Annotated in this window: 12 protein-coding genes; all 12 read left to right on the top strand. The window is 42.2% G+C overall.

All coding sequences use genetic code 11. The annotated features are described in order from the left end of the window. Position 1: 1 nt before the first annotated feature. The 12 genes from HMPREF9010_RS12840 to HMPREF9010_RS12900 all read left to right on the top strand — a co-directional run bounded on the left by HMPREF9010_RS12840 (position 2) and on the right by HMPREF9010_RS12900 (position 23,766). Positions 2-751, top strand: coding sequence for a nucleotidyltransferase family protein (locus HMPREF9010_RS12840; protein WP_008648820.1), 750 nt, complete (start codon positions 2-4; stop codon positions 749-751). Positions 752-859: 108 nt separating this feature from the next. Beyond that, positions 860-2,842: a response regulator gene (locus HMPREF9010_RS12845; RefSeq protein WP_008648817.1), complete on the top strand. Its 1,983-nt coding sequence runs from the start codon at positions 860-862 to the stop codon at positions 2,840-2,842. A gap of 808 nt (positions 2,843-3,650) precedes the next feature. Further along, entirely contained in the window at positions 3,651-4,073 is a 423-nt protein-coding gene (locus tag HMPREF9010_RS12855) for a hypothetical protein (protein ID WP_008648815.1), read from the top strand. Between the two features lie 285 nt (positions 4,074-4,358). Then, complete coding sequence (locus tag HMPREF9010_RS12860) at positions 4,359-5,999, top strand: glycosyl hydrolase family 18 protein (RefSeq protein WP_008648814.1); 1,641 nt, start codon at positions 4,359-4,361, stop codon at positions 5,997-5,999. A gap of 31 nt (positions 6,000-6,030) precedes the next feature. Continuing rightward, a complete protein-coding gene (locus tag HMPREF9010_RS12865) occupies positions 6,031-9,351 on the top strand; it encodes a SusC/RagA family TonB-linked outer membrane protein (protein ID WP_032852551.1) in 3,321 nt (1,106 codons plus the stop codon). Between the two features lie 18 nt (positions 9,352-9,369). Beyond that, positions 9,370-11,214, top strand: a complete 1,845-nt coding sequence (locus tag HMPREF9010_RS12870; protein WP_008648812.1) for a RagB/SusD family nutrient uptake outer membrane protein — start codon at positions 9,370-9,372, stop codon at positions 11,212-11,214. 45 nt (positions 11,215-11,259) lie between these two features. Next, positions 11,260-13,104, top strand: a complete 1,845-nt coding sequence (locus tag HMPREF9010_RS12875; RefSeq protein WP_004304362.1) for a DUF5006 domain-containing protein — start codon at positions 11,260-11,262, stop codon at positions 13,102-13,104. 202 nt (positions 13,105-13,306) lie between these two features. After that, positions 13,307-14,890 (top strand): sulfatase, encoded by a 1,584-nt coding sequence (locus HMPREF9010_RS12880; RefSeq protein WP_008648810.1) that lies wholly within the window; start codon positions 13,307-13,309, stop codon positions 14,888-14,890. A gap of 18 nt (positions 14,891-14,908) precedes the next feature. Further along, the gene (locus HMPREF9010_RS12885; RefSeq protein ID WP_008648809.1) at positions 14,909-17,233 is read left to right on the top strand and encodes a glycoside hydrolase family 20 protein; all 2,325 of its coding nucleotides are present in this window, start codon (positions 14,909-14,911) and stop codon (positions 17,231-17,233) included. A gap of 167 nt (positions 17,234-17,400) precedes the next feature. Further along, entirely contained in the window at positions 17,401-20,487 is a 3,087-nt protein-coding gene (locus HMPREF9010_RS12890) for a glycoside hydrolase family 2 TIM barrel-domain containing protein (protein WP_008648801.1), read from the top strand. A 144-nt stretch (positions 20,488-20,631) separates the two neighbouring features. After that, entirely contained in the window at positions 20,632-22,449 is a 1,818-nt protein-coding gene (locus tag HMPREF9010_RS12895; RefSeq protein WP_008648799.1) for an alpha-L-fucosidase, read from the top strand. A gap of 141 nt (positions 22,450-22,590) precedes the next feature. After that, positions 22,591-23,766, top strand: coding sequence for a mechanosensitive ion channel family protein (locus HMPREF9010_RS12900; RefSeq protein ID WP_004311434.1), 1,176 nt, complete (start codon positions 22,591-22,593; stop codon positions 23,764-23,766). Positions 23,767-23,849: the final 83 nt, after the last annotated feature.

Genomic DNA, 23,849 nt, shown 5'->3' with positions numbered 1-23,849 from the left:
AATGAAAGCAATGATATTTGCAGCCGGTTTGGGTAGTCGGTTGAAGCCGCTCACCGATACCATGCCTAAGGCTTTGGTTCCCATAGCCGGACATCCGATGTTGGAACATGTGATCTTAAAACTGAAAGCTGCCGGATTCACAGAAATAGTGATTAATATCCATCATTTGGGTGAGCAAATACTTGATTTCTTAAAAGCCAATGAGAATTTTGGGCTTATCATACATATTTCCGACGAACGTGACCTGTTACTCGATACCGGTGGGGGAATTAAGAAAGCCCGTTCTTTCTTTGAAAACTCCGATGAGCCTTTCCTGATACATAATGTCGATATTCTTTCAGACGTGAATCTGAAAGAATTATATGACTACCATTTACGAAGCGGTGCTGTTGCCACTTTACTGGCCAGCCAACGTAAAACCTCTCGCTATCTTCTTTTTGATACAGATAAGAGACTTTGCGGATGGATAAACAAGGATACGGAACAAGTGAAACCGGAAGGTTTTCAGTATGATTCTTCCCTTTATCAAGAATATGCATTCAGTGGCATCCATGTACTTTCGCCCGCCATTTTTCAATGGATGACCTCTCCCTCATGGGACGGAAAATTCTCTATCATGGATTTCTATCTTGCCACTTGCCGGCAAGTAAACTATGGTGGTTACTTGACAGAAAAGTTGCATCTGATTGATATAGGCAAACCGGAAACATTAGCGAAAGCAGAAGGCTTCTTATACCAAAATGCGGAATAAAGATACTGAAAGAGGCTAAAAGGCCTCTTTCTTTCTATGTAACAAAATATTAAAGTAACTTTGCTTGGATAAACAATCAATATTGTAATACTATACAAATTTTGCTGCATGGAACAGACTTTGGTAAATGGGATAGCTGATAACTTATTGCATAATATCTTTAATGACTTGTCTGTAGGCTTGGAATTGTATGATAAGGACGGTCTCATGATAGATGTCAATTATTCACGGTTGAGATCAATGGGGATAAAAGACAAAAAGGATATTTTGGGCTATAATCTATTCAACTACACCAGTTTCTCTGATGAAATCAAGGAACAGATCAGAAAAGGAGAAACGGTGCGTGTCATGGCAAAATATGATTTTGATGACTTGTGCCGTCTTTTTCCTACTAATCTGTCCGGTATAAAATTCTTCGAGATTACCGTTTCTTTTGTACATAATGATAAGTCTGAAATTACCAATTATATGGTGATAACTCAAGATATCACCGAACGTGTTTTGTGGCAAAACAAATATGACAATCTTTACGAAGAGGTTGTGCGTTCGAAAAAAGAACTTCTTGAGAGCGAACAAAGAATGATCCATTTGATTCGTCAGAATGAATTGGTATTGAACAATATTAATTCGGGATTGGCATATATTGCGAACGACTATATCGTACAATGGGAGAATATCTCGCTTTGTAGTAAAAGCCTTTCTTATGAGGCTTACAAAAAAGGGGAGCTTTGCTATCTGACGGCCCATAATCGCACCACTCCTTGTGAGAATTGTGTGATGCAACGTGCCCGGAGATCCGGTCAGGTAGAGTCTATCTTGTTTAATCTGGATAACAAGCATGTCATAGAAGTCTTTGCTACTCCCATATTTAATGAACAGGGAGATGTTGACGGTGTCGTGATTCGTGTAGATGATGTTACCGAGCGGCAGCACATGATTGGTGAACTTGAAAAGGCAAGGAGCCGCGCTGAGCAATCCGATAAGTTGAAATCCGCCTTTCTGGCAAATATGAGCCATGAAATCCGTACTCCGTTAAATGCTATCGTAGGTTTTTCCGACTTATTGATGGTAACGGAAGATCAAGAAGAAAAAGAAGAATTTATTCAGATTATCAATGCCAACAATGAGTTGCTTTTGAAGCTGATTAACGACATACTGGATCTTTCGAAAATAGAAGCCGGCTCGGTAGAACTGAAATACGAAGATTTTGATTTGGCTGTTTATTTCAATGAATTAGCTGCTTCGATGCATCGTCGTGTAGTAAATCCGCAGGTTCGGTTAGTTCCCGTGAATCCTTATGAAACCTGTACCGTTCGTTTGGATAAAAACCGGTTAGCGCAGATTCTCACTAACTTTGTAACTAATGCTATCAAATATACCTCCAAAGGAATGATTGAAATGGGGTATGAAAAGATAGACGGAAATATTCGTCTTTATGTTCGCGATACAGGTATTGGTATACCGGAAGATAAAAAAGACAAGGTGTTCCATCGTTTTGAGAAACTGGATGAATTTGCACAGGGAACCGGATTGGGACTGTCTATTTGTAAAGCCATCGTTGAGGCTTGCAGGGGAGAGATAGGCTTTGAGTCGGAATTTGATAAAGGGTCTTTGTTTTGGGCGGTTTTGCCATGCCAGTTTAAGTCAGTTGGCAGCGAATCGACTTCTTCACGTCGGAATAATGAGAAGGATGCAGATAAAGAAAATGTTCTTGACTCCGAAGAAACAAAGAAAGTACCTAAAAGAGTACTGGTCGTTGAAGATATACAAAGTAACTTCTTTTTGGTATCTTCTATCTTGAAAAACAAATGCCAGTTGTTACACGCACCGAATGGACTGGAGGCAGTTGAGATTGTCCGTACCCAATCGGTGGATTTGGTACTGATGGATATGAAGATGCCTGTAATGGACGGGCGTACTGCAACCTCGGAGATCCGGAAGTTCAATGCTGAAATTCCGATTATCGCCCTGACTGCTCATGCCTTTGATGCCGACCGGGTAGCTGCGTTGAAAGCTGGTTGTGATGATTATCTGGTGAAGCCGATCAATGGTGCGAAGTTGATGCAGACGCTGAAAGAGTATGGTTGTTGAAAGGATGGGATTAAAAATATGCTGATCTGAAAAAGGGTATATTCTATTCTTTCAGTTTTTAATATATCAGTCACTTGTTTGTGGTGAAGGAAAAAACGCTCTGCATTTTGGATGAAAGAATGTAGGGCTGTTTGTTATCCTGGATAATTCCTGTCTAAAAATAAATAATCCCTCTGTGTTGCTATCTATATGCTTGTTGTTTTCTCGTATGTAGTTTGTTTTATCATTCTTATTTTGCGCGCATGTGATGATGAACTAGCCTATAAACGGGCTTTTCCAAGGGCTTTTATAACTTGGTCGGTGAGTATGGAAGGCTTTCTCGGTGAGGAAGGATGTGTTCCTCACCGAGGAATGGCTTATTGCTCACCGAGGAAAATCATTTATTTCTTTAAAGAAAACGCATATTATCTGAAAATATATGCTGTATTGTGGCAGTAATATGCATATATATGTGATAATATGGATGCTTTTAATTCCGGATTCCCATCTTCAACAGTTTTGTTTTCTTTCTTAATCTGAAAAAAAGAACATTTCTCTTGTTTGTTTGGAGGAATTGAAAGGGAGACGGCTTACTTAAAAGGCTATAAATCCGTAAAGTTTGGGATTGTTTTTTATGTTTATGGATTTAAATAGTTATCTTTGTACAAGAAAGGAGGTATATAATGACTGCTACAAAGAAAATAAAAACTCGGGAAGAACTTAGAGTTGAGGTAGTGAAGAAAATTACAGCTAATAAAAGGAATGCCCAATCTTTTCTAAAAAAAGCTGGAATAGTCTCTAAATCAGGTGAACTTACCAAAATTTATAGATGAAAGAAACATTATACTCACGTCGTTCTAATCTTGTTGTTGGCTTTCATGGTTGTGATCAATCAATTAAAGAACAAGTGTTTGAACATCTGGCGAGATTGGCAGCAGTTGCCGATCTTTCGGAAGAAAATCGTATCGCTTATGATAAGGCATTAGATCGATATAGAGTCAATCAAATCGTAGAGGAGGATGAACGGCGTAAAAACGAAGAGATGCGGAGAAAAGCGGCTGAAGAAGGGATGAAAGAAGGGCTAAAGGAAGGGATAAGAGAAGGAATAAAGGAAGGAATGGAGAAAGGGATGGAGAAAGGAGAGCAAAAGAAGCAAATTGAAATTGCTCGAAAGATGAGGGAGGACGGAATATCCATTGATACAATTATCAAATACACGGGTCTTCAATCTTCTGATATAGAAAACCTATAATATATCTTCGTAGGAAAATTGTTGTAGTTATATTAGGATAAAATATAAAAGAGGCGGGAATATTCAGGAATGAATACTTCCGCTTTCTTTTTTTGATTCGTAAGATGTCCAACAATGTCTATGATGTTTAGATATATCGATGAAATGGACGATTTTAGACAAATTTGGAAGAATCGTAGCTAAAATAGAACATTCTTTGCCTTTAATATAGCCTACATTTGTGATCGTGATTGTCAAAAGGGACAGCACAATTATTAAATAAAGCTAATCTTAATTATTAAATTTATGAGAAACAAATTCCTATTTCTTTGTCTCTTCCTTTTTGGAACGTTGACAGCTTGTAAAGACACAAAATGGGTAGACGTTCCAACTGGTACTCCTCCTGAAGGTGCAATCACAGGAAAACCTGGTGAACCGGAAGAACCGGATGATCCTACTGTAAAATCATTCATTAATTGCTCTTACATTCGGGGGGATTTTTTTGAAATAAACCGTATTTCGGCAGCCAGTATGGGTGCTTGTACAGATTTGATTTATTTGGCAGCGCGTCCTTATGCAAATGGTGAGGTAGCTTTTGAATTGCCGTTGAATGATGCGACGATGACAAACGTATCTCATACAGGCGCTTTTCAAGGTCGTAATGGAGTGGTTAAATTTGAAGGAACAAGTTTTATGAATGGCGGTGATGGATTACTTCACTCTGCTGATGGGGCCTTTAATAAATTCACCTTTGGTACCTATATATATATAAGTGAATGGGTGGACGGAGCTTTTCTCTTTAAGAAAATGGATGGAAACTCCACGATCATTGCTTTTCAAATGGGTGCGACAGCTAATAGTTTGAAACTGTCTATTGGAAGTTCGGTTGCAACCGTTACCACTCCTGATCTGGCAACAGGCTGGCACTATATTGGGCTGACTTATGAACAGGGAACGGCGAAACTTTATGTGGATACAAACAATACTGCAATAAGTTTTGTAGGTGCTCTCCCTAATGAAGTACCTAATACACGTACTGATTTTTTGATTGGAGATAAATTTAAAGGTTATTTAGATGAAACTTTTGTAAGCAGTCTGGTAGTAGGTACATCAGGTAGAAATCCTATCACCTTTGACAATTGGAATAATTCCAAAATACTTGCTTACTGGAAATACGATGATGCCACGAAACCTGGCAAGGATTCACATTCCTGGCTGGGGCGTTTGAATAATATACGTACCGCTTTACAGGGACAACAGGGAGATAGAAGATTGCGCTTGGGCATTGCCGGTGGAGAATGGAAAAAGATGATGGCTGATGCCACTGCTCGCACAAGATTTGCTTCCGAGGTGAAGAAGATTATCGAACAATATGATTTTGATGGAGTTGATTTTGATTTTGAATGGCCTACAAATACGAATGAATTTAATAATTATAGTGCAACAGTTATCCAAATGCGTTCTACATTAGGAAAGTATGTTTACTTCACTGCGTCTTTGCATCCGGTTTCTTTTAAAATATCTCCGGAAGCTATTGATGCACTGGATTTTATCTCTTATCAATGTTATGGCCCTGCAGTGATGCGTTTTCCTTATGAGCAATTTGTAAAAGATGGAGAAATGGCTATAACATATGGAATTCCTAAGAATAAACTAGTGATGGGAGTCCCTTTCTATGGTTCTACGGGTAGTCTGATTGCTGCCTATTATGATTTCGTGAATGACGGTCTGGCTACTACGATTGAGGATACATATACATATAAAGGAAATACATATACTTTCAACAGTGTAGAAACGATTCGCAAGAAAGCGAGATATGTGTGTGAAGAAGGCTTTGCAGGTATTATGAGTTGGGATTTGGCAACGGATATTGACGTAACCAATAATAAGTCTTTGTTGAAGGCCATAAAAGAAGAGTTTGAATATTATGCGAATCCGACGGAATAAAAGAGAATCTAAATTAATCAAATACAATATTATGGAAAAAAAGAAGTTCATGCGAGTACAGAAATTTTTGATTCTGTTTCTGATACTCCTGCTATCCTTTCCTTTGAGTGCGTTGGCACAGCAACAAATGATAAAAGGACAAGTGGTAGATGATAAAGGTGAAACCATTATCGGCGCCACAGTGATGGTGAAAGGTTCTAAAGATGGGACGCTGACTGACATTGACGGTAACTTTTCCGTGAAAGGGAAAGTAGGTAACACATTGGTTATTTCTTATGTCGGTTTTACTCCCCTTGAAATAAAGGTGACAAAAGCAGAAGGCAACCGATTTACGTTAAAAGAGGATACAAAAGTCTTGGATGAAGTGGTAGTAGTAGGTATGGATAAACAGAAACGAAGCACCATTACGGCGGCGGTGGCTACTGTAGGTTCCGATGCTATTGTCAACCGTCCGGTTACTGACCTCACGAGTGCCCTTCAGGGTAATGTAGCCGGTTTAAACTTCTCTTCTGATGCGGTTGCTAATGGGGTAGGCGGTGAGACCGGTGCCGAAATTAAATTCAATATTCGTGGTATCGGTTCTATCAATGGAGGCGAACCTTATGTATTGGTAGACGGAGTGGAGCAAAGTTTGCAGAATGTGAATCCTGCCGACATTGAAACCATCAGTGTTTTGAAAGATGCTTCTGCTGCTGCCGTTTATGGTGCACGTGCCGCCTATGGTGTGGTTATCGTCACTACCAAAAGTGGTAAAAAGGAAAAAACACGTATATCATACAGTGGTACTGTAGGATTCAGTTCTCCTATTAATATGCCCCAAATGATGAATTCTATTGAATTTGCCAATTATCTGAACGAACGAGATGATAACGATGGAGTAAAACACTCGATTCCTGATGCGCTCATCGAAAAGATGCAGGGCTTTATGGAGAATCCTTATTCGGAAAAGTTCCCGGGCATAGGACCTAATGCGGACGGTACCGGTTGGGCAGGTTCTAAAGATGCTGTGTATGCCAATACCGACTGGTATGATTACTACTTTAAAAAAGCTTCCATCCGTCATTCTCATAATCTGAGCGTAACGGGAGGTTCTGATAAATTTAATTATTACGTAGGTTTGGGATATATTTACCAGGAAGGATTACTGGATCAAGTGGACGATAACTTGAGTAAGTACAATGTAAACTCGAAGTTTCAGATCCGAGCCAATAAATGGTTGAAGTTTAATTTCAATAATAACCTTTCGCTGAATATACTGAAGCGTCCGATGGCTAACCAGACCATTTTTTATGGAACTATCGGAAGCAGCTTTCCGAATTCTCCTACCCATCTTCCTGTAAAGTCGGAATATAATGATAATTCCGAATACCGTTATTTGAAACAATCGCATTATGTGCAGAACAGAATTTCTGATGCGATGTCGTTTGCCGCTACGATTACTCCGCTGGAAGGGTGGGATATTGTAGGTGAAATGAAAGTACGCTTCGATGTGGAAAACAATGACTTCAAACGCGGATATCCTACTGCCGAAAAACCTGACGGAACGTTGGATATAAGCAAGGGAACCAAACAGGGATATCAATATCCGGGCATGAACTGGAAAAACTCTAATTGGGGCTCTTATACACGCGGTAATACATTCAACTACTACCTGTCTCCAAACGTATCGTCATCCTACACACATGCTTGGGGCGACCACTTCTTTAAGGCGATGGCGGGTTTCCAGATGGAACTGCAAGAAAATTCGAATGGTTATACTTATAAAGACGGATTGCTGACTAGTGATATATTCTCTTTTGTGAATGCTAACGGGCAAGTATTGGCAGGTGAAGACCGCACGCATTGGGCTACAATGGGTATGTACGCTAAACTGAATTGGAATTACAAGGAGATTTATTTTCTGGAATTCAGTGGACGTTATGACGGTTCTTCCCGTTTTGCTCCGGGAAATCGCTGGGGATTGTTCCCTTCTTTCTCAGCCGGTTATGACATTTCTCGTACCGACTATTTCAAAGCTTTGAATCTGCCGGTTTCTCAATTGAAAGTACGTGTTTCTTACGGTCGCTTGGGTAATCAGAACGGAGCGGGACTCTACGATTACCTTGGGATTCAGAGTTTGACCTCCGATTCACCCAATGCTTGGCTGTTGCCCGGTGTGCAAGCTACTCCTCAAAAAGGAACTTTAGCCACTACGCCTAAGATGATCAGTTCGTATATTACGTGGGAGAAGGTGGATAATGCCAACTTAGGTATCGACTTGATGTTGTTGGATAACCGACTGTCTATTACTGCCGATATTTATCAGCGTACCACGCGCGACATGATTGGACCTGCTGAAGCTATTCCGAATCTCGGAGGTATTAGTACGGATGACCGTGCGAAGGTCAATAACGCTACTTTACGTAATCGTGGTTGGGAATTGTCTGTAAACTGGCAGGACCAGTTGAAATGTGGTTTTAGCTATGGCATAGGATTCAATGTATTCAATTACAAAGCTGTTGTCACCAAATATAATAATCCGGAGGGGTTGATATACAACAATCATACCGGTTTGGCAACTAATAAAGGATATTATGAAGGAATGGACGTTGGTGAGATTTGGGGATATGAAGCGAATGATCTCTTTTTGTCCAATCGTGAAGTGGATGCATACCTCAGACAAGTAGATCTTAGTTTCTTTAAGTCCGGTGACAAGTGGCAACGAGGCGACTTGAAATACATTGATTCCGACGGTGACGGTAAAGTGGATCCGGGTAAGGGTACATTGGCCGACCATGGTGATTTGAAAATTATCGGTAATGCCACTCCCAAATACAGTTTCGGTATCAATCTAAACGTAGGATATAAGGGATTTGAAATATCCACTTTGCTGCAAGGAGTTGCCAAGAGAGATTTCCCGATGGCCGCCAGTACTTACCTATTCGGTGGTAAAGAATGGTTCAAGGAGCATCTCGATTATTTCAGTCCCGAGAATCCCAATGGATATCTACCTCGACTGACGACCGATGCCCAGACAACGAATGCCAATACGGGATACAATACTACCCGCTATATGCTGAATGCGGCATATATGCGTATGAAGAACTTGACAGTATCCTATACTTTTAAGCCTCAATTGTTGAAGAATATTGGACTAAGTAACCTGAAAGTATACTTTACATGCGATAACCTGTTTACCATCAGTAAACTGCCGAATCAGTTTGATCCGGAAACCCTTAATCAGGTGAACGCGTGGGCAGGCGGAAGTAACGCGGCTGCTCCGGGACTTACCTCGGCTCAAAATCAGAATGGTAACGGAAAGGTGTATCCGATGAACCGTAATTTCGTGTTTGGACTTGATTTTACATTTTAATTAAAGAGGAACGCTATCATGAAAAATAAAATAATTATCCTGACTGTTTTTGCAGGCTTACTGTTGTCGGCGTGTTCCGACTATTTGGACCGTAAACCCTATACGCAGCCTAACAATGAAGATTTCTTGAAAACCAGAGAGAATGTAGAGAGCTATATAAATAATTTGTATACTTCTCTACCGGCTCCGGCTCAATATGGTATTGGTGTCAGAGGAGAAGAGGTGAACAGTGACAATATCCTTTCGGAAAAGTATGATATGCGCCTGAATGGAGAGAATAATCAATTCAGTGGTTCTGACGATTGGAATAAAGGCTATAAAAACTTGCGTATGGTGAATTACTTTTTCCATTATTACGCAGTTTCCGAGGTGGACGAGACGGACGAAGTGCTTTCATTGAGAGGGGAAGCGTATTTCTTCCGTGCTTATTGGCACTTCTATCTGCTCACACGTTTTGGTAATATTCCCATTATGGATGACTTCTGGGATGGCAATGCTACGTTGGGCGGTTTGCAAATTCCGGCGACAAAACGTGCGGATGCAGCCCGTTTCATCCTGAACGATTTGAAAGCGGCTATTGGGTTGATACCGGAGGCTCGTGCTAATTTACATTCCCGCAGTAAATACAGTGGATTGCGTGTCAACAGAGAAACGGCCATGATTCTGGCTATGCGAGTTGCTTTGTACGAAGGTTCGTGGGAGAAGTATCACAAAGGAACTGATTTTGCAACGGAAGATAACTCTGAAGAGTTTTTTAAGGAAGTGATGAACTGGGGAGATCAATATTTGTTCCCGGTCGGACTGACTTTGCATATGACAGCAACCAATCCGAAAGCTACCAATATAGATGACGCTTTTTCGGAGCTATTCAATTCAAACGATCTTTCCAACATTAGCGAAGTGACTTTTTGGAAAAAATATTCAATAGCTGATGGCGTGTTCAATACCGTTACTCAACAGCTTAGCGGTGGAGTAACAGATAATGTGAAGCCTTCGGGACTATCCAAGTCTTTGGTGGATAATTTTCTGAATGTGGATGGTACGCCGGTTGATCCGACCGATGAAAAGTATAAGGACTTTAATGAGATATTTAAAGATCGTGACGGAAGACTTTTGGCCATGGTGATGCATACCGGTTGTAAGTTCAAGTCTAATAGCTTGATGAATGTGAGAGCGTATGACGAGACAGGTACCGAAGAAGAACAAAAGGAAAAGAATAAAGATATTTCATCTCCGCGCTTGAATGGGGATGGTATTTACAAGAACGTGACCGGGTTCCATACTCGCCTTGGCATTGATACGACCTATGTAACCGGCAATTGTGAAACGGCTCATGTCATGTTCCGCTATGCCGAAGGATTGCTTTGTTATGCTGAAGCTGCCGCCGAATTGGGGCTGTATAACGATGGCGTGGCAGAGAAAACATTGAAGCCATTGCGTCAAAGAGCCGGTGTGGCCTATGTTACTCCGGCGGCTGATCCTCACTTCCCTTTCCAAGGCCTGCCGCCGGCAGTGCAGGAGGTACGTCGGGAAAGACGCTCAGAGCTATCTCTGCAAGGTTTTCGTTTGGATGACCTGATGCGTTGGAGGGTAGCCGGAACGTTGAAAGGTGTGGAAGGACGCGGACGTGGAGCTTATCTGGGCAAAGACGGTGTACTTTATCTGAGCTTTTCGCCTACATTGCGGAAAGAAGGACTGAATCATGTACTGACAGATAATGAAGGATGGATGGATCCGTTGAAAGAGTACTTGCCTGAAGGCTACAAGTTTAATGAAGATCGTGATTACTTGTTACCCATACCACCGGATGAAATCCAGATGGACCATGAGCTGAATCAGAATCCGGGATGGCCGACTAAGTAAGGGAACTGAATAAAATTCATTTATGATAATTAGATAGATAAAGATATGAAGAACATATTATATAAAATATTTCCGATATGCTTGTTGACCATGGGGTTGACTGGGTGTGAGGAAGAAACGAAATACCGCCCTCTGCCGGAAATCGTGCCATTAACGATGAGCATCAATGACAACGCATTTGCGATGGGAGAACACTTGAAAGTGAATATTAATGTGGAACCGGATGCTGATGGCAAGGAGGTTGTAGCAAATGAAGATTTTGATATTTACTTTACGGCGAAAGCCGGAACGGAGGATGCTTCGAATGTATTCGAACAGTTCAATGGAATCGTTACTTTTCCGAAGGGGGAGAAACAGATTCAGGTGGATTTTCCGATAAAGGCATCCGGACTGACGGGTAGTACTGCTATAAACTTTACGGCTTTTGCCCGTGGTTATAAGATGGAAGGCTCCAGTCAGGTAATTAAGGTTTCCGATTATTATCGGATAATGGCATCATTGGAGAACAATGCGGAGAATGTAGTAATGGAAGGTGGTAAGTTTGTATTAGTTGCAAAGATTGAAAAACCAAGTTCCGTACCTCTTAATATGAAAATTACTCCGAAAGAAGGGGAAGGAGATAGGTATGAAAATTTACCTTCTACATTAACAATTCCTGCAGGAAGAACTTCGGCAAAAAGTGATGCTGTGACTATTAAACAGGATTTTGAAATGACAGGGGATTTGCAACTGGTATTGAATCTGGAGAGTGATTCTCCAGCGAATCCGATGATAAATTCTACTCTGACTATAACTATGACTGATTTGGAATCTATGGGAGATCCTAATCTGTTTGATATAACGAAGGTGTATGAATTCCCGGATAGGCCGTTTATGTCTGATAAAAATAAAACTGCAATTGAAAGTTGGTTTACGGGAGATAAAATAGCTATGAATAAGAATAGCGCTCATCCCACTTCAGCTTTGAAAGATAAAGATTGGGTATTATGCAATGCGATAGAGTTCCATTATATTAATAATAGTTTTAGTGGCGGAAATAATACCCCTAATGCTTTCGGACATCGTATTTCTTGGGCCTTTTCTGATATTAATGATGCACCGTCACAGAAAATACAAGCTGTGAATAATGCAAAATGTACAAATATAACCAATGAAGGTATTTTAAATATGTGGGTGGATAAAAATGTTCAGGGGACTGGTGCCATGACTGCTACCAAGGATTACGGTGTCGCCGCATTGCAATGTTCTAAATTTGGTGGTATTTTTGCCCCACAACATACTCGGTTCTTTCCTGGTATGAGAATTGAAGTGAAGGCGCGTTTGAGAGGAATACGGACTGGTTTTGTTCCGACAATCGGACTTAAAAATCAGAAAAATTCCCTTCCGAACACGAAAGATGAGATCGATATTCTCAAGAACACTCAAGGTTCTGTAATTACTCAGGCTGTAACTGTTGATAATGAGATAGGTTCAAAGAGTGTAGCAATACCTCAAGCGAATGAATGGAATATATATTGGGTGGAACTTGTGGATGAAAATATAATCAATTTAGGAATTAATGGAGCAACCAATCTGACTGTGAATCGTACACAATCTCCTGACAGGTGGCCATTCGACAAGGCTGGAACTCCTGCTACTGCTAATCCTGATCCTGCTACTGCTGCTGGTGGCAGTGCCGGTCTCTACTTCTTTATGAGATTGGCTGAAAGCTCGGAACGGGCTGCTGGTAAAGCGCCTGAAGGTTGGGATAATGTACTGAAAAGTATTGCCAATTGTGAAACGGATGATAATACGCCTCGAATGGAAATTGATTGGATTCGTATCTATACAAATAAGAATTATGTACAGACTGATGCTGAAAAAGTCTGGGCTAATCAGTTATTTTATTAATGCTATCTCTTTTAATTAGCTTTCAATAGTGTGAAATGAATTTTATGCCGGAAGCTATCGTTAGAAGGCGATATGCTTCCGGCTATTTATTAGTCAATTATGCAGAAATGGAGATTATTGGAATTTAAATGGTAATTTGTGGAAGTTAAATAGATGGCTGTCCTCTATCTTTGCTGACACAATCTTATACAAATTAGTATTTATGGAAAAATTGCAACCAAACTTATTCTTTCCTTTAGCAGGAGTAGCAGCTGTAGCTTCCTTTGCTTCCTGTTCAAACAAGCAAAAGCCTGTGGAACAGAAACCTTTGAATATCGTCTACATTATGACAGACGACCACACAGCTCAAATGATGAGCTGTTACGACACACGCTACATGGAAACACCCAATCTCGACCGCATTGCTGCCGATGGTGTACGCTTCACTCAAAGTTTTGTAGCCAATTCATTAAGCGGTCCCAGTCGTGCCTGCATGATAACAGGTAAACATAGTTGTGCTAATAAATTCTATGATAATACCACTTGCGTATTCGACAGTTCGCAACAGACTTTTCCGAAGCTGTTGCAGAAAATCGGTTATCAGACAGCACTGGTAGGTAAATGGCATCTTGAAAGTTTGCCTTCCGGTTTTGATTACTGGCAGATTGTCCCCGGACAAGGCGACTATTACAATCCGGATTTCATCACACAGAACAATGACACTATCCAAAAACATGGATATATCACGAACCTTATCACTGACGATGCCATTGACTGGATAGAAAACAAACGCAATCCGGAGAAACCTTTCTGTCTTTTGATTCACCATAAGGCTATTCACCGTAATTGGTTGGCAGATACTTGCAACCTGGCTTTGTACGAAGATAAAACCTTCCCGCTACCGGACAATTTCTTTGACAATTACGAAGGACGCCCTGCCGCTGCCGCACAAGAGATGAGTATTATGAAAGACATGGACATGATTTATGATCTCAAAATGCTTCGTCCCGACAAAAATACCCGTCTGAAATCCTTATATGAGAAATATATCGGTCGTATGGATGAAGCACAACGTGCTGCATGGGACAAATTCTACACCCCAATAATAGACGACTTCTATAAACAGAACCTGCAAGGCAAGGAACTAGCCAACTGGAAATTTCAGCGTTATATGCGCGATTATATGAAGACGGTGAAGTCGCTGGACGACAATGTTGGTCGTGTACTCGACTACCTGAAAGAGAAAGGATTACTGGATAACACACTTGTTGTCTATACTTCCGACCAAGGATTCTACATGGGCGAACACGGTTGGTTCGACAAACGTTTCATGTACGAAGAATCCATGCGTACACCACTCATCATGCGTCTGCCGAAAGGATTCGACCGTAGGGGCGACATCACCGAAATGGTTCAGAACATCGATTATGCACCTACCTTCCTCGAATTGGCAGGAGCAGAGATTCCTTCAGACATACAAGGTGTATCCCTCGTCCCCTTGCTGAAAGGCGAACATCCGAAAGATTGGCGGAAGGCTCTCTACTATCATTTCTACGAATATCCCGCTGAACACATGGTGAAACGTCATTACGGTGTACGTACAGACCGCTATAAACTGATTCATTTCTATAATGATATCAACTGGTGGGAACTCTATGACTTGCAGGCAGACCCGTCGGAAATGCACAATCTCTACGGACAACCTGAATATGAACCGGTAGTGAAAGAACTAAAAGAAGAAATGCTGAAACTTCAGGAGCAATACAATGATCCTGTCCGCTTCTCACCGGAGAGAGACAAGGAATAATACCAATGTACATACGCCATGAAAAAATACATCTTAATCATTCTCATACTGCTTTCGCCACTGACAGCGTTTTTGCAGGCTGATAACTTAACATCCCCTTTAATTTCAATAGTACCACGCCCGACACAGATTGTGCCGGGCCGTGGCAACTTCACCTTTTCAGCCCAAACGGTGTTTGCGGTAGAAAATCAGGAACAAGCCGTGATTGCCCGCAATTTTATTGACTTGTTTACTCATGCTGCCGGAATAACTCCGGCTTTGAATGTCGGGCGTGAAGAGGGACAAGTCCGTTTTGTGACGGATTCTTCTTTAAAAAGTGAAGCCTACTTACTGGAGATTACGCCGGAACAGATACTCATTAAAGCTTCGGATACAAAAGGCTTTTTCTATGCCCTGCAATCTATCCGCCAACTTCTGCCGGCTGCCATAGAATCGGAACAACCGGTCCGGAATGTCGATTGGAGAGTTCCGGCAATGACGGTTCAGGATGAACCCCGTTTCGGTTTCCGCGGATTACTGTTGGATCCGGTACGTTGTTTTATCCCTAAAAAGAATGTACTGCGAATCATTGACTGTATGGCGATGCTGAAAATAAACAAACTTCATTTTCATCTAACAGACGATAACGGCTGGCGGATTGAAATAAAGAAATACCCCCGTTTGACGGAAATAGGAGCGTGGAGAGTAGACCGTACAGATGTGCCTTTCCACTCACGTCGCAACCCGGAACGGGGAGAACCTACTCCGATAGGCGGTTTCTACACGCAGGAGGACATCCGGGAAATTGTAGCTTATGCAGCCGACAGACAGATAGAAGTCATTCCCGAAATAGATGTACCGGCGCACAGTAACTCTGCTCTAGCTGCTTATCCCCAGCTTGCCTGTCCGGTTGTGAAAGACTTTGTCGGTGTACTTCCCGGACTGGGAGGACGAAATTCCGAGATTATCTACTGTGCGGGAAATGATAGTGTATTTACATTCTTGCAAGATGTTTTTGACGAAATTCTAGAGCTTTTCCCTTCTCGCTATATTCATGTTGGTGGAGATGAGGCGCGAAAGACAAACTGGGAGAAATGCCCGCTTTGCCAAAAACGGATGAAAAAACAGCGTTTGGCTAATGAAGAGGATTTGCAGGGTTACTTCATGAAACGTATCAGTGATTATCTGCGTAAGAAAGGTCGTGAAGTGATTGGCTGGGATGAGTTGACAAACAGCTCTTTTCTTCCTGAAGAATCTATTATCCTCGGTTGGCAGGGAATGGGAACGGCTGCTCTGAAAGCTGCCGAAAAGGGACATCGTTTTATCATGACTCCGGCGCGTGTCTTATACTTGATTCGTTATCAGGGACCGCAATGGTTTGAACCGGTAACCTATTTTGGCAACAATACCCTGAAAGATGTTTTCGATTACGAACCTGTACAGAAGGATTGGAAACCGGAATATGAGTCTTTGTTAATGGGAGTACAGGCTTGTATGTGGACAGAGTTCTGTAATAAGCCAGAAGATGTGGATTATCTTTTGTTCCCCCGCCTGGCCGCTTTAGCAGAAGTGGCATGGACGCCCGCAGGAACGAAGGACTGGTCTGGATTCTTGAAGCGGATGGATGCATACAACGCGCATATTGCGGAAAAAGGAATTGTCTATGCCCGCTCAATGTATAACATACAACAGACGGTGACACCAGTGGACGGACATCTGGAAGTGAATTTGGAATGTATCCGCCCGGATGTAGAGATTCATTATACACTGAACGGAAGTAATCCGGCTATGTCTTCTCATCGTTACGACGGACCTATCCGTGTGACGAAGACACAAATGGTGAAAGCCGCTACCTTTATGAACGGCAAGCAAATGGGAGAAACTTTAGAGTTGCAACTCACATGGAACAAAGCTACGGCAAAACCTTTGCTTGGCAATAAGAAGAACGAAATGTTATTAGTCAACGGATTGCGGGGAAGCCTGAAATATACTGATTTTGAATGGTGTAACTGGAATCAAAATGATTCTATATCTTTCACGATAGATTTGCAGGGGCGGGAGATTTTGAATAAATTTACCATCGGTTGCATTACGAATTATGGAATGGGAGCACATAAACCGAAGATGATTCGCGTAGAAGTTTCCGATGACAATCGAACCTACCATACTATGGGAGAATTGAACTTCTCTCCGAAAGAAATCTATCTGGAAGGAACTTTTAGAAATGACTATTCGATAGATATGGGCGGAGTATCTGCTCGTTATGTCCGAGTGACGGCGGAAGGTGCGGGGATATGTCCCGACGAGCATGTCTGTCCCGGTCAGGAAGCGAGAGTCTATTTTGATGAAGTGATTATAGAATAGTAATCAAATAGTTAAAAACAGCAATTAAGTGCTCTTGCAGAATAATCTTATATTATTAGAGACGGATTACACGAATTTCACGGTTTTTAGAATGATGAGTATATAAAATAATAGCGTCAATCAGCTTAATCTGTGCCTAATTTATTATATAAACCAATTATGATGACATGCTTATGAATATTAGCTTAAAGAAACGAACTCTTTTAGTTCTATTGTCAGGACTGACTGCTACTTTCACTTTAGCGCAGCAACAACCGTTGCCCGAATGGCAAAGCCAGTATGCGGTGGGACTGAACAAACTCGCTCCTCACACATACGTATGGCCTTACGCCAACGCTTCCGACATTGAAAAGCCGGGAGGGTATGAACAGTCTCCTTTTTATATGAGTCTCAATGGAAAGTGGAAATTCCATTGGGTGAAGAATCCCGATAATCGTCCGAAGGACTTTTACCAACCTTCTTATTATACAGGAGGATGGGCGGATATCAATGTGCCCGGTAACTGGGAACGCCAGGGGTATGGCACGGCTATCTATGTCAACGAAACGTATGAGTTTGATGATAAAATGTTCAACTTCAAGAAGAATCCGCCGCTGGTGCCTTATGCAGAGAATGAAGTCGGCTCCTACCGACGTACCTTCAAAGTGCCTGCCGACTGGAAAGGACGCAGGGTAGTACTGTGTTGTGAAGGAGTCATTTCTTTCTATTATGTATGGGTGAATGGAAAATTACTTGGCTATAATCAGGGATCAAAGACGGCTGCCGAATGGGATATTACAGATGTCCTCAATGAAGGCGAAAATGTGGTTGCTTTGGAAGTGTATCGCTGGAGTTCGGGTGCTTATCTGGAATGTCAGGATATGTGGCGTTTGAGTGGTATCGAACGTGACGTGTATCTTTACAGTACTCCCAAACAGTACATTGCGGATTATAAACTGAATGCTTCTTTAGAAAAAGAGAAATACAAAGATGGTATTTTCGGACTTGAAGTGACCGTAGAGGGACATTCTGCTATATCTGGAGCTACTTCTATTGCTTATACCCTGAAAGACGCCGATGGTAAAGCTGTCCTGCAGGATGCTATCCGGATAAAATCCCGCGGATTGAGCAATTTTATCACGTTTGATGAAAAGAATATTCCCGATGTAAAGGCTTGGAGTGCAGAGCATCCTCATCTTTACACATTAATACTCGAACTGAAGGATGAACAAGGCAAGGTAACCGAACTGACTGGTTGTGAAGTCGGCTTCCGTACCTCGGAAATCAAAGACGGACGTTTCTGCATCAACGGCGTTCCGGTATTGGTGAAGGGAACCAACCGACACGAGCATTCTCAACTGGGACGTACCGTGAGCAAGGAGCTGATGGAACTGGACATCAAACTGATGAAGCAGCACAATATCAACATGGTGCGTAACTCGCATTATCCTACACATCCTTACTGGTATCAACTTTGCGACCGTTACGGTTTGTACATGATTGATGAGGCAAACATCGAATCTCACGGAATGGGATATGGTCCTGCTTCCCTAGCCAAGGATAGTACCTGGCTGACTGCACACATGGATCGCACTCACCGGATGTATGAACGTTCTAAGAATCACCCGGCTATCGTTATCTGGTCATTGGGAAATGAAGCAGGAAACGGAATTAACTTCGAACGTACTTATGACTGGCTGAAATCGGTGGAGAAAACTCGCCCTGTACAGTATGAACGTGCCGAATTGAACTATAATACGGATATTTACTGTCGTATGTACCGCAGTGTAGACGATATCAAAGCATACGTAAAAGAGAAAGACATCTACCGCCCTTTCATTCTTTGTGAATATCTTCATGCGATGGGCAACAGTTGCGGCGGACTGAAAGAATACTGGGACGTATTTGAAAACAATCCGATGGCACAAGGTGGCTGCGTTTGGGACTGGGTGGATCAGTCATTCCGCGAAATAGACAAGAATGGTAAATGGTACTGGACGTATGGCGGTGATTACGGACCGGAAGGAATTCCAAGTTTCGGAAACTTCTGCTGTAACGGTTTGGTGGGCGCCAACCGTGAACCGCACCCGCATTTGCTCGAAGTAAAGAAAGTATATCAGAACATAAAAGTAACGCTGGCGAATCAGAAGAATCTGACTATCCGTGTCAAGAACTGGTATGATTTCTCTAACTTGAATGAGTATGTACTGAACTGGAATGTGACGGCAGATAATGGCAAGATTTTGGCGGAAGGTACAAAAACGGTTGATTGTGCACCGCACGCTACTGTTGATGTTACTTTGGGTGCTGTAAAACTTCCGAATACAGTCCGTGAGGCTTATTTGAATATCAGCTGGACCCGTCGTGAAGCTTCTTCAATGATAGATAAGGATTGGGAGGTGGCATACGACCAGTTTGTATTTGCCGGTAATAAGAACTACACAGGCTACCGTCCGCAAAAAGCAGGTGAAACGACTTTCACCGTTGATAAGCAAACAGGCGCGCTGACTTCATTGAACCTGAACGGCAAAGAATTATTGGCTACTCCGCTGACATTGAGCCTTTACCGCCCGGCAACGGATAATGACAACCGGGATAAGAACGGCGCACGCTTGTGGCGTGATGCGGGATTGGATTGTCTGACCCAGAAAGTAGTGTCATTGAGGGAAAGTAAGACTTCGACCACTGCCCGTGTAGAAATTCTAAATGCAAAAACGCAAAGGGTAGGAATTGCTGACTTTGTTTATTCACTGGATAGAAACGGTGCACTGAAAGTACATACAACTTTCCAACCCGACACGACCATCGTGAAATCAATGGCACGCCTGGGATTGACGTTCCGTGTGTCGAACGCCTACGATCAGGTTTCTTACTTGGGACGTGGAGATAATGAAACCTATATTGACCGCAATCAGTCCGGTAAAATCGGTGTATATCAGACCACACCGGAACGGATGTTCCACTATTATGTTGCTCCGCAATCTACAGGCAACCGCACCGATGTACGTTGGGTGAAGTTGGCAGATACTTCCGGCGAAGGTATCTTTGTTGAGTCGGATCGTGCTTTCCAGTTTAGTATCATTCCTTTCTCGGATGTATTATTAGAGAAGGCCCGCCATATCAATGAACTGGAACGCGATGGATTGTTGACAGTGCATCTGGATGCTGAACAGGCAGGTGTGGGAACGGCTACTTGTGGTCCCGGAGTATTACCGCAATACTTGGTTCCATTAAAGAAACAGAGTTTTGAATTTACCCTTTATCTGGTGAAATAGATACTAAATCAATAGGTTATTTAGATTATATATAAAGGTGGGGGTTACACTGATTGGATGGAATGTCGTAAGAAAATATTCCATGAGGATCGTGAAATCTGCACCTTTATTTTATCTTTGTACGATTGCAATAATTAATAGACCATGAATAAACTACTAACCTCTCTTTTATTGTCTGTTACTCTCATGAGTGGAGCGCAGGCGCAGAAAAAAGAAAATTACTATGTGAAGCATGTTGAATTTCCTCAAAGTGCAACTATCGAACAGAAGGTTGATATGGCAGCGCGTCTGGTACCTACTCCACAGCAATACGCTTGGCAACAAATGGAATTAACAGCTTTCCTTCATTTTGGTATCAACACCTTTACCGGACGTGAATGGGGGGACGGGAAAGAAGATCCCGCGCTCTTTAATCCTTCGGAACTGGATGCTGAACAATGGGTACGTACCCTCAAGGAAGCCGGCTTTAAAATGGTGCTTCTGACTGCAAAACATCACGACGGTTTCTGCCTTTGGCCAACGGCTACTACCAAACATTCCGTGGCCTCTTCTCCCTGGAAAAACGGACAAGGCGATGTAGTGAAAGAACTTCGTGCTGCCTGTGACAAATATGATATGAAGTTTGGAGTATATCTTTCTCCCTGGGACCGGAATGCGGAATGTTATGGAGACTCTCCCCGTTACAATGATTTTTTTATTCGGCAATTGACGGAATTGCTCACCAATTATGGTGAAGTACATGAAGTCTGGTTCGACGGGGCGAATGGAGAAGGTCCGAACGGAAAGAAGCAAGTGTATGACTGGGACGCTTTTTACCAAACCATCCAACGCCTCCAACCCAAAGCTGTGATGGCAATTATGGGGGATGATGTCCGCTGGGTCGGAAACGAGAAAGGAGTAGGCCGTGAAACGGAATGGAACGCAACTGTGTTGACTCCCGGTATATATGCCCGTTCACAAGAGAACAGCAAACGTTTGGGTGTTTTCAGTAAAGCAGAGGATTTGGGAAGTCGTAAGATATTGGAGAAAGCTACGGAATTATTCTGGTATCCTTCGGAAGTCGACGTATCTATCCGTCCGGGATGGTTCTATCATGCGGAGGAAGATGGTAAAGTGAAATCTTTGAAGCATTTATCAGATATTTATTTCCAGTCGGTAGGATATAATTCAGTGCTCCTGTTGAATATTCCACCTGACCGGAGGGGACTGATTCATGAAGCTGATATCAAGCGGTTGAAAGAGTTTGCTGATTATCGGCAACAAACGTTTGCTGACAACCGGGTGAAAAACGGAAGAAAATACTGGAGCACTACTTCGGGCGGTGAGGCTGTCTATGCCTTGAAGTCCAAATCGGAAATCAATCTGGTCATGTTGCAGGAAGATATAACGAAAGGGCAGAGGGTAGAGGCTTTTACTGTGGAAGCCTTGACGGATAATGGCTGGAAAGAAGTAGGAAAAGGTACGACGATAGGATATAAACGTATGTTGCGCTTTCCGGCAGTTAATGCCAATAAGCTCCGGGTGAGAATAGACGAGTGCCGGTTGACTGCTTACGTTAGTCAGGTTGCCGCTTATTATGCAGAACCTTTGCAGGAAGAAACAACGAAAGAAGACTGGAATAATTTGCCGCGTTCCGGATGGAAACAGGTTGCTGCTTCTCCATTAACGATTGATTTGGGGAAGACGGTAACATTGAGCAGTTTCACGTACGCGCCTTCAAAAGCGGAGGCAAAGCCGACGATGGCATTCCGTTATCAATTCTTTGTAAGCATGGATGGTAAGAGCTGGAAAGAAGTGCTTGCCAGTGGAGAGTTCAGCAATATTATGCATAATCCGTTGCCACAGACGGTTGCTTTCAGTCAGAAAGTACAGGCACGTTTCATTAAACTGGAGGCCACTACACCTGATGCTACCGTTGCTAAAGTAAATATGAATGAAATAGGGGTGATGGTGATTCCCTGATGGAGCCCTCATCGAAAAATGATATGCTTAGAGAGTAGCAGTGGAGACCGGTGTCTTGATTCTTGATAAATCGGATACTAGTCTCTTTTTTTCTAAACCAAATGAATATTTTACTGTTATTTATAAAAAAAGACAGAAGTTATGTTAGTAGTAGATTTAGGAAAATGGATGAATAAAACCCTCATTAATTGGGGAATAGATCCGGCTGTTGCCGATCGTTTTGATGAGACTATTATGGCTTTACTGATGATAGTGGTTGCTATCGTTTTGAATTATCTTTGCCAGGCAATTCTTATTGGAGGTATGAAACAGTATACGAGACGTAAACCTCATCAATGGAATACATTGTTGATGAAGCGTAGGGTATTTCATAATTTGATTCATACCATCCCGGCTTTTCTGGTTTATTCGTTGTTGCCGATGGCTTTTATCCGTGGAAAAGAGCTGTTGCTGATTTCCCAGAAGGCGTGCGTCATTTATATTATTTTCTCTTTACTATTGGCTATAAATGGGATTCTGTTGATGATAATGGATATCTATGACGGAAGAGAGTCGATGAAAGACCGCCCGATGAAAGGTTTTATCCAAGTGTTGCAGGTGCTTCTTTTCTTTGTTGGCGGGATTGTAATCATTGCTATTATCGTGAATAAGTCTCCGGCTACTTTGTTTGCGGGCTTGGGCGCTTCAGCGGCTATTTTAATGTTAGTATTCAAAGATTCCATATTAGGTTTTGTGGCGGGTATCCAGCTTTCTGCCAACGATATGGTTCGTCCGGGGGACTGGGTGACGCTTCCTTCCGGTGACGCAAATGGCATTGTACAGGAAATAACGCTGAATACAGTCAAGATCCAGAATTTTGATAATACCATTTCCACTATTCCTCCTTATACATTAGTGAGCAGTCCTTTTCAGAATTGGCGGGGAATGACACAGTCGGGAGGACGACGGGTGATGAAGAGTATAACTTTGGATTTGACTACACTTCAATTCTGTACTCCGGAAATGTTGGACCGTTACCGGAAAGAAATTCCATTAATGGCGGATTATCAGCCGGAAGAAGGAGTCGTTCCTACCAATTCTCAAGTGTACAGGGTATATATTGAACGCTATTTGTGTAGTCTGCCTGTGGTCAATCAGGAGTTGGATTTGATTATTAGTCAGAAAGAAGCTACGATGTACGGAGTACCTATTCAGGTTTATTTCTTCTCCCGCAATAAGGTCTGGAAAGAATACGAGCGTATTCAGTCGGATATCTTCGACCATTTGCTGGCAATGGTTCCGAAGTTCGATTTGAAGGTTTATCAGTATTCGGACTAATTCATCATTTGCATCATAGAGGACATGGAGAAATAGAAGTTCGGAACTCTTGTTTGATAATTTAATTTATGAAGCTATGATGA

The sequence above is a fragment of the Bacteroides sp. 3_1_23 genome, from assembly GCF_000162555.1.
Taxonomy (GTDB): Bacteria; Bacteroidota; Bacteroidia; order Bacteroidales; family Bacteroidaceae; genus Bacteroides; species Bacteroides ovatus.
This window is presented reverse-complemented; position numbering and strand designations above follow the sequence as displayed.

Bases quoted from the DNA above. Each gene is read 5' to 3' on its own strand.
- HMPREF9010_RS12880 (WP_008648810.1), top strand. From the start codon at position 13,307: ATGGAAAAATTGCAACCAAACTTATTCTTTCCTTTAGCAGGAGTAGCA.
- HMPREF9010_RS12875 (WP_004304362.1), top strand. From the start codon at position 11,260: ATGAAGAACATATTATATAAAATATTTCCGATATGCTTGTTGACCATG.
- HMPREF9010_RS12865 (WP_032852551.1), top strand. From the start codon at position 6,031: ATGGAAAAAAAGAAGTTCATGCGAGTACAGAAATTTTTGATTCTGTTT.
- HMPREF9010_RS12870 (WP_008648812.1), top strand. From the start codon at position 9,370: ATGAAAAATAAAATAATTATCCTGACTGTTTTTGCAGGCTTACTGTTG.
- HMPREF9010_RS12855 (WP_008648815.1), top strand. From the start codon at position 3,651: ATGAAAGAAACATTATACTCACGTCGTTCTAATCTTGTTGTTGGCTTT.
- HMPREF9010_RS12885 (WP_008648809.1), top strand. From the start codon at position 14,909: ATGAAAAAATACATCTTAATCATTCTCATACTGCTTTCGCCACTGACA.
- HMPREF9010_RS12845 (WP_008648817.1), top strand. From the start codon at position 860: ATGGAACAGACTTTGGTAAATGGGATAGCTGATAACTTATTGCATAAT.
- HMPREF9010_RS12860 (WP_008648814.1), top strand. From the start codon at position 4,359: ATGAGAAACAAATTCCTATTTCTTTGTCTCTTCCTTTTTGGAACGTTG.
- HMPREF9010_RS12840 (WP_008648820.1), top strand. From the start codon at position 2: ATGAAAGCAATGATATTTGCAGCCGGTTTGGGTAGTCGGTTGAAGCCG.
- HMPREF9010_RS12890 (WP_008648801.1), top strand. From the start codon at position 17,401: ATGCTTATGAATATTAGCTTAAAGAAACGAACTCTTTTAGTTCTATTG.
- HMPREF9010_RS12895 (WP_008648799.1), top strand. From the start codon at position 20,632: ATGAATAAACTACTAACCTCTCTTTTATTGTCTGTTACTCTCATGAGT.
- HMPREF9010_RS12900 (WP_004311434.1), top strand. From the start codon at position 22,591: ATGTTAGTAGTAGATTTAGGAAAATGGATGAATAAAACCCTCATTAAT.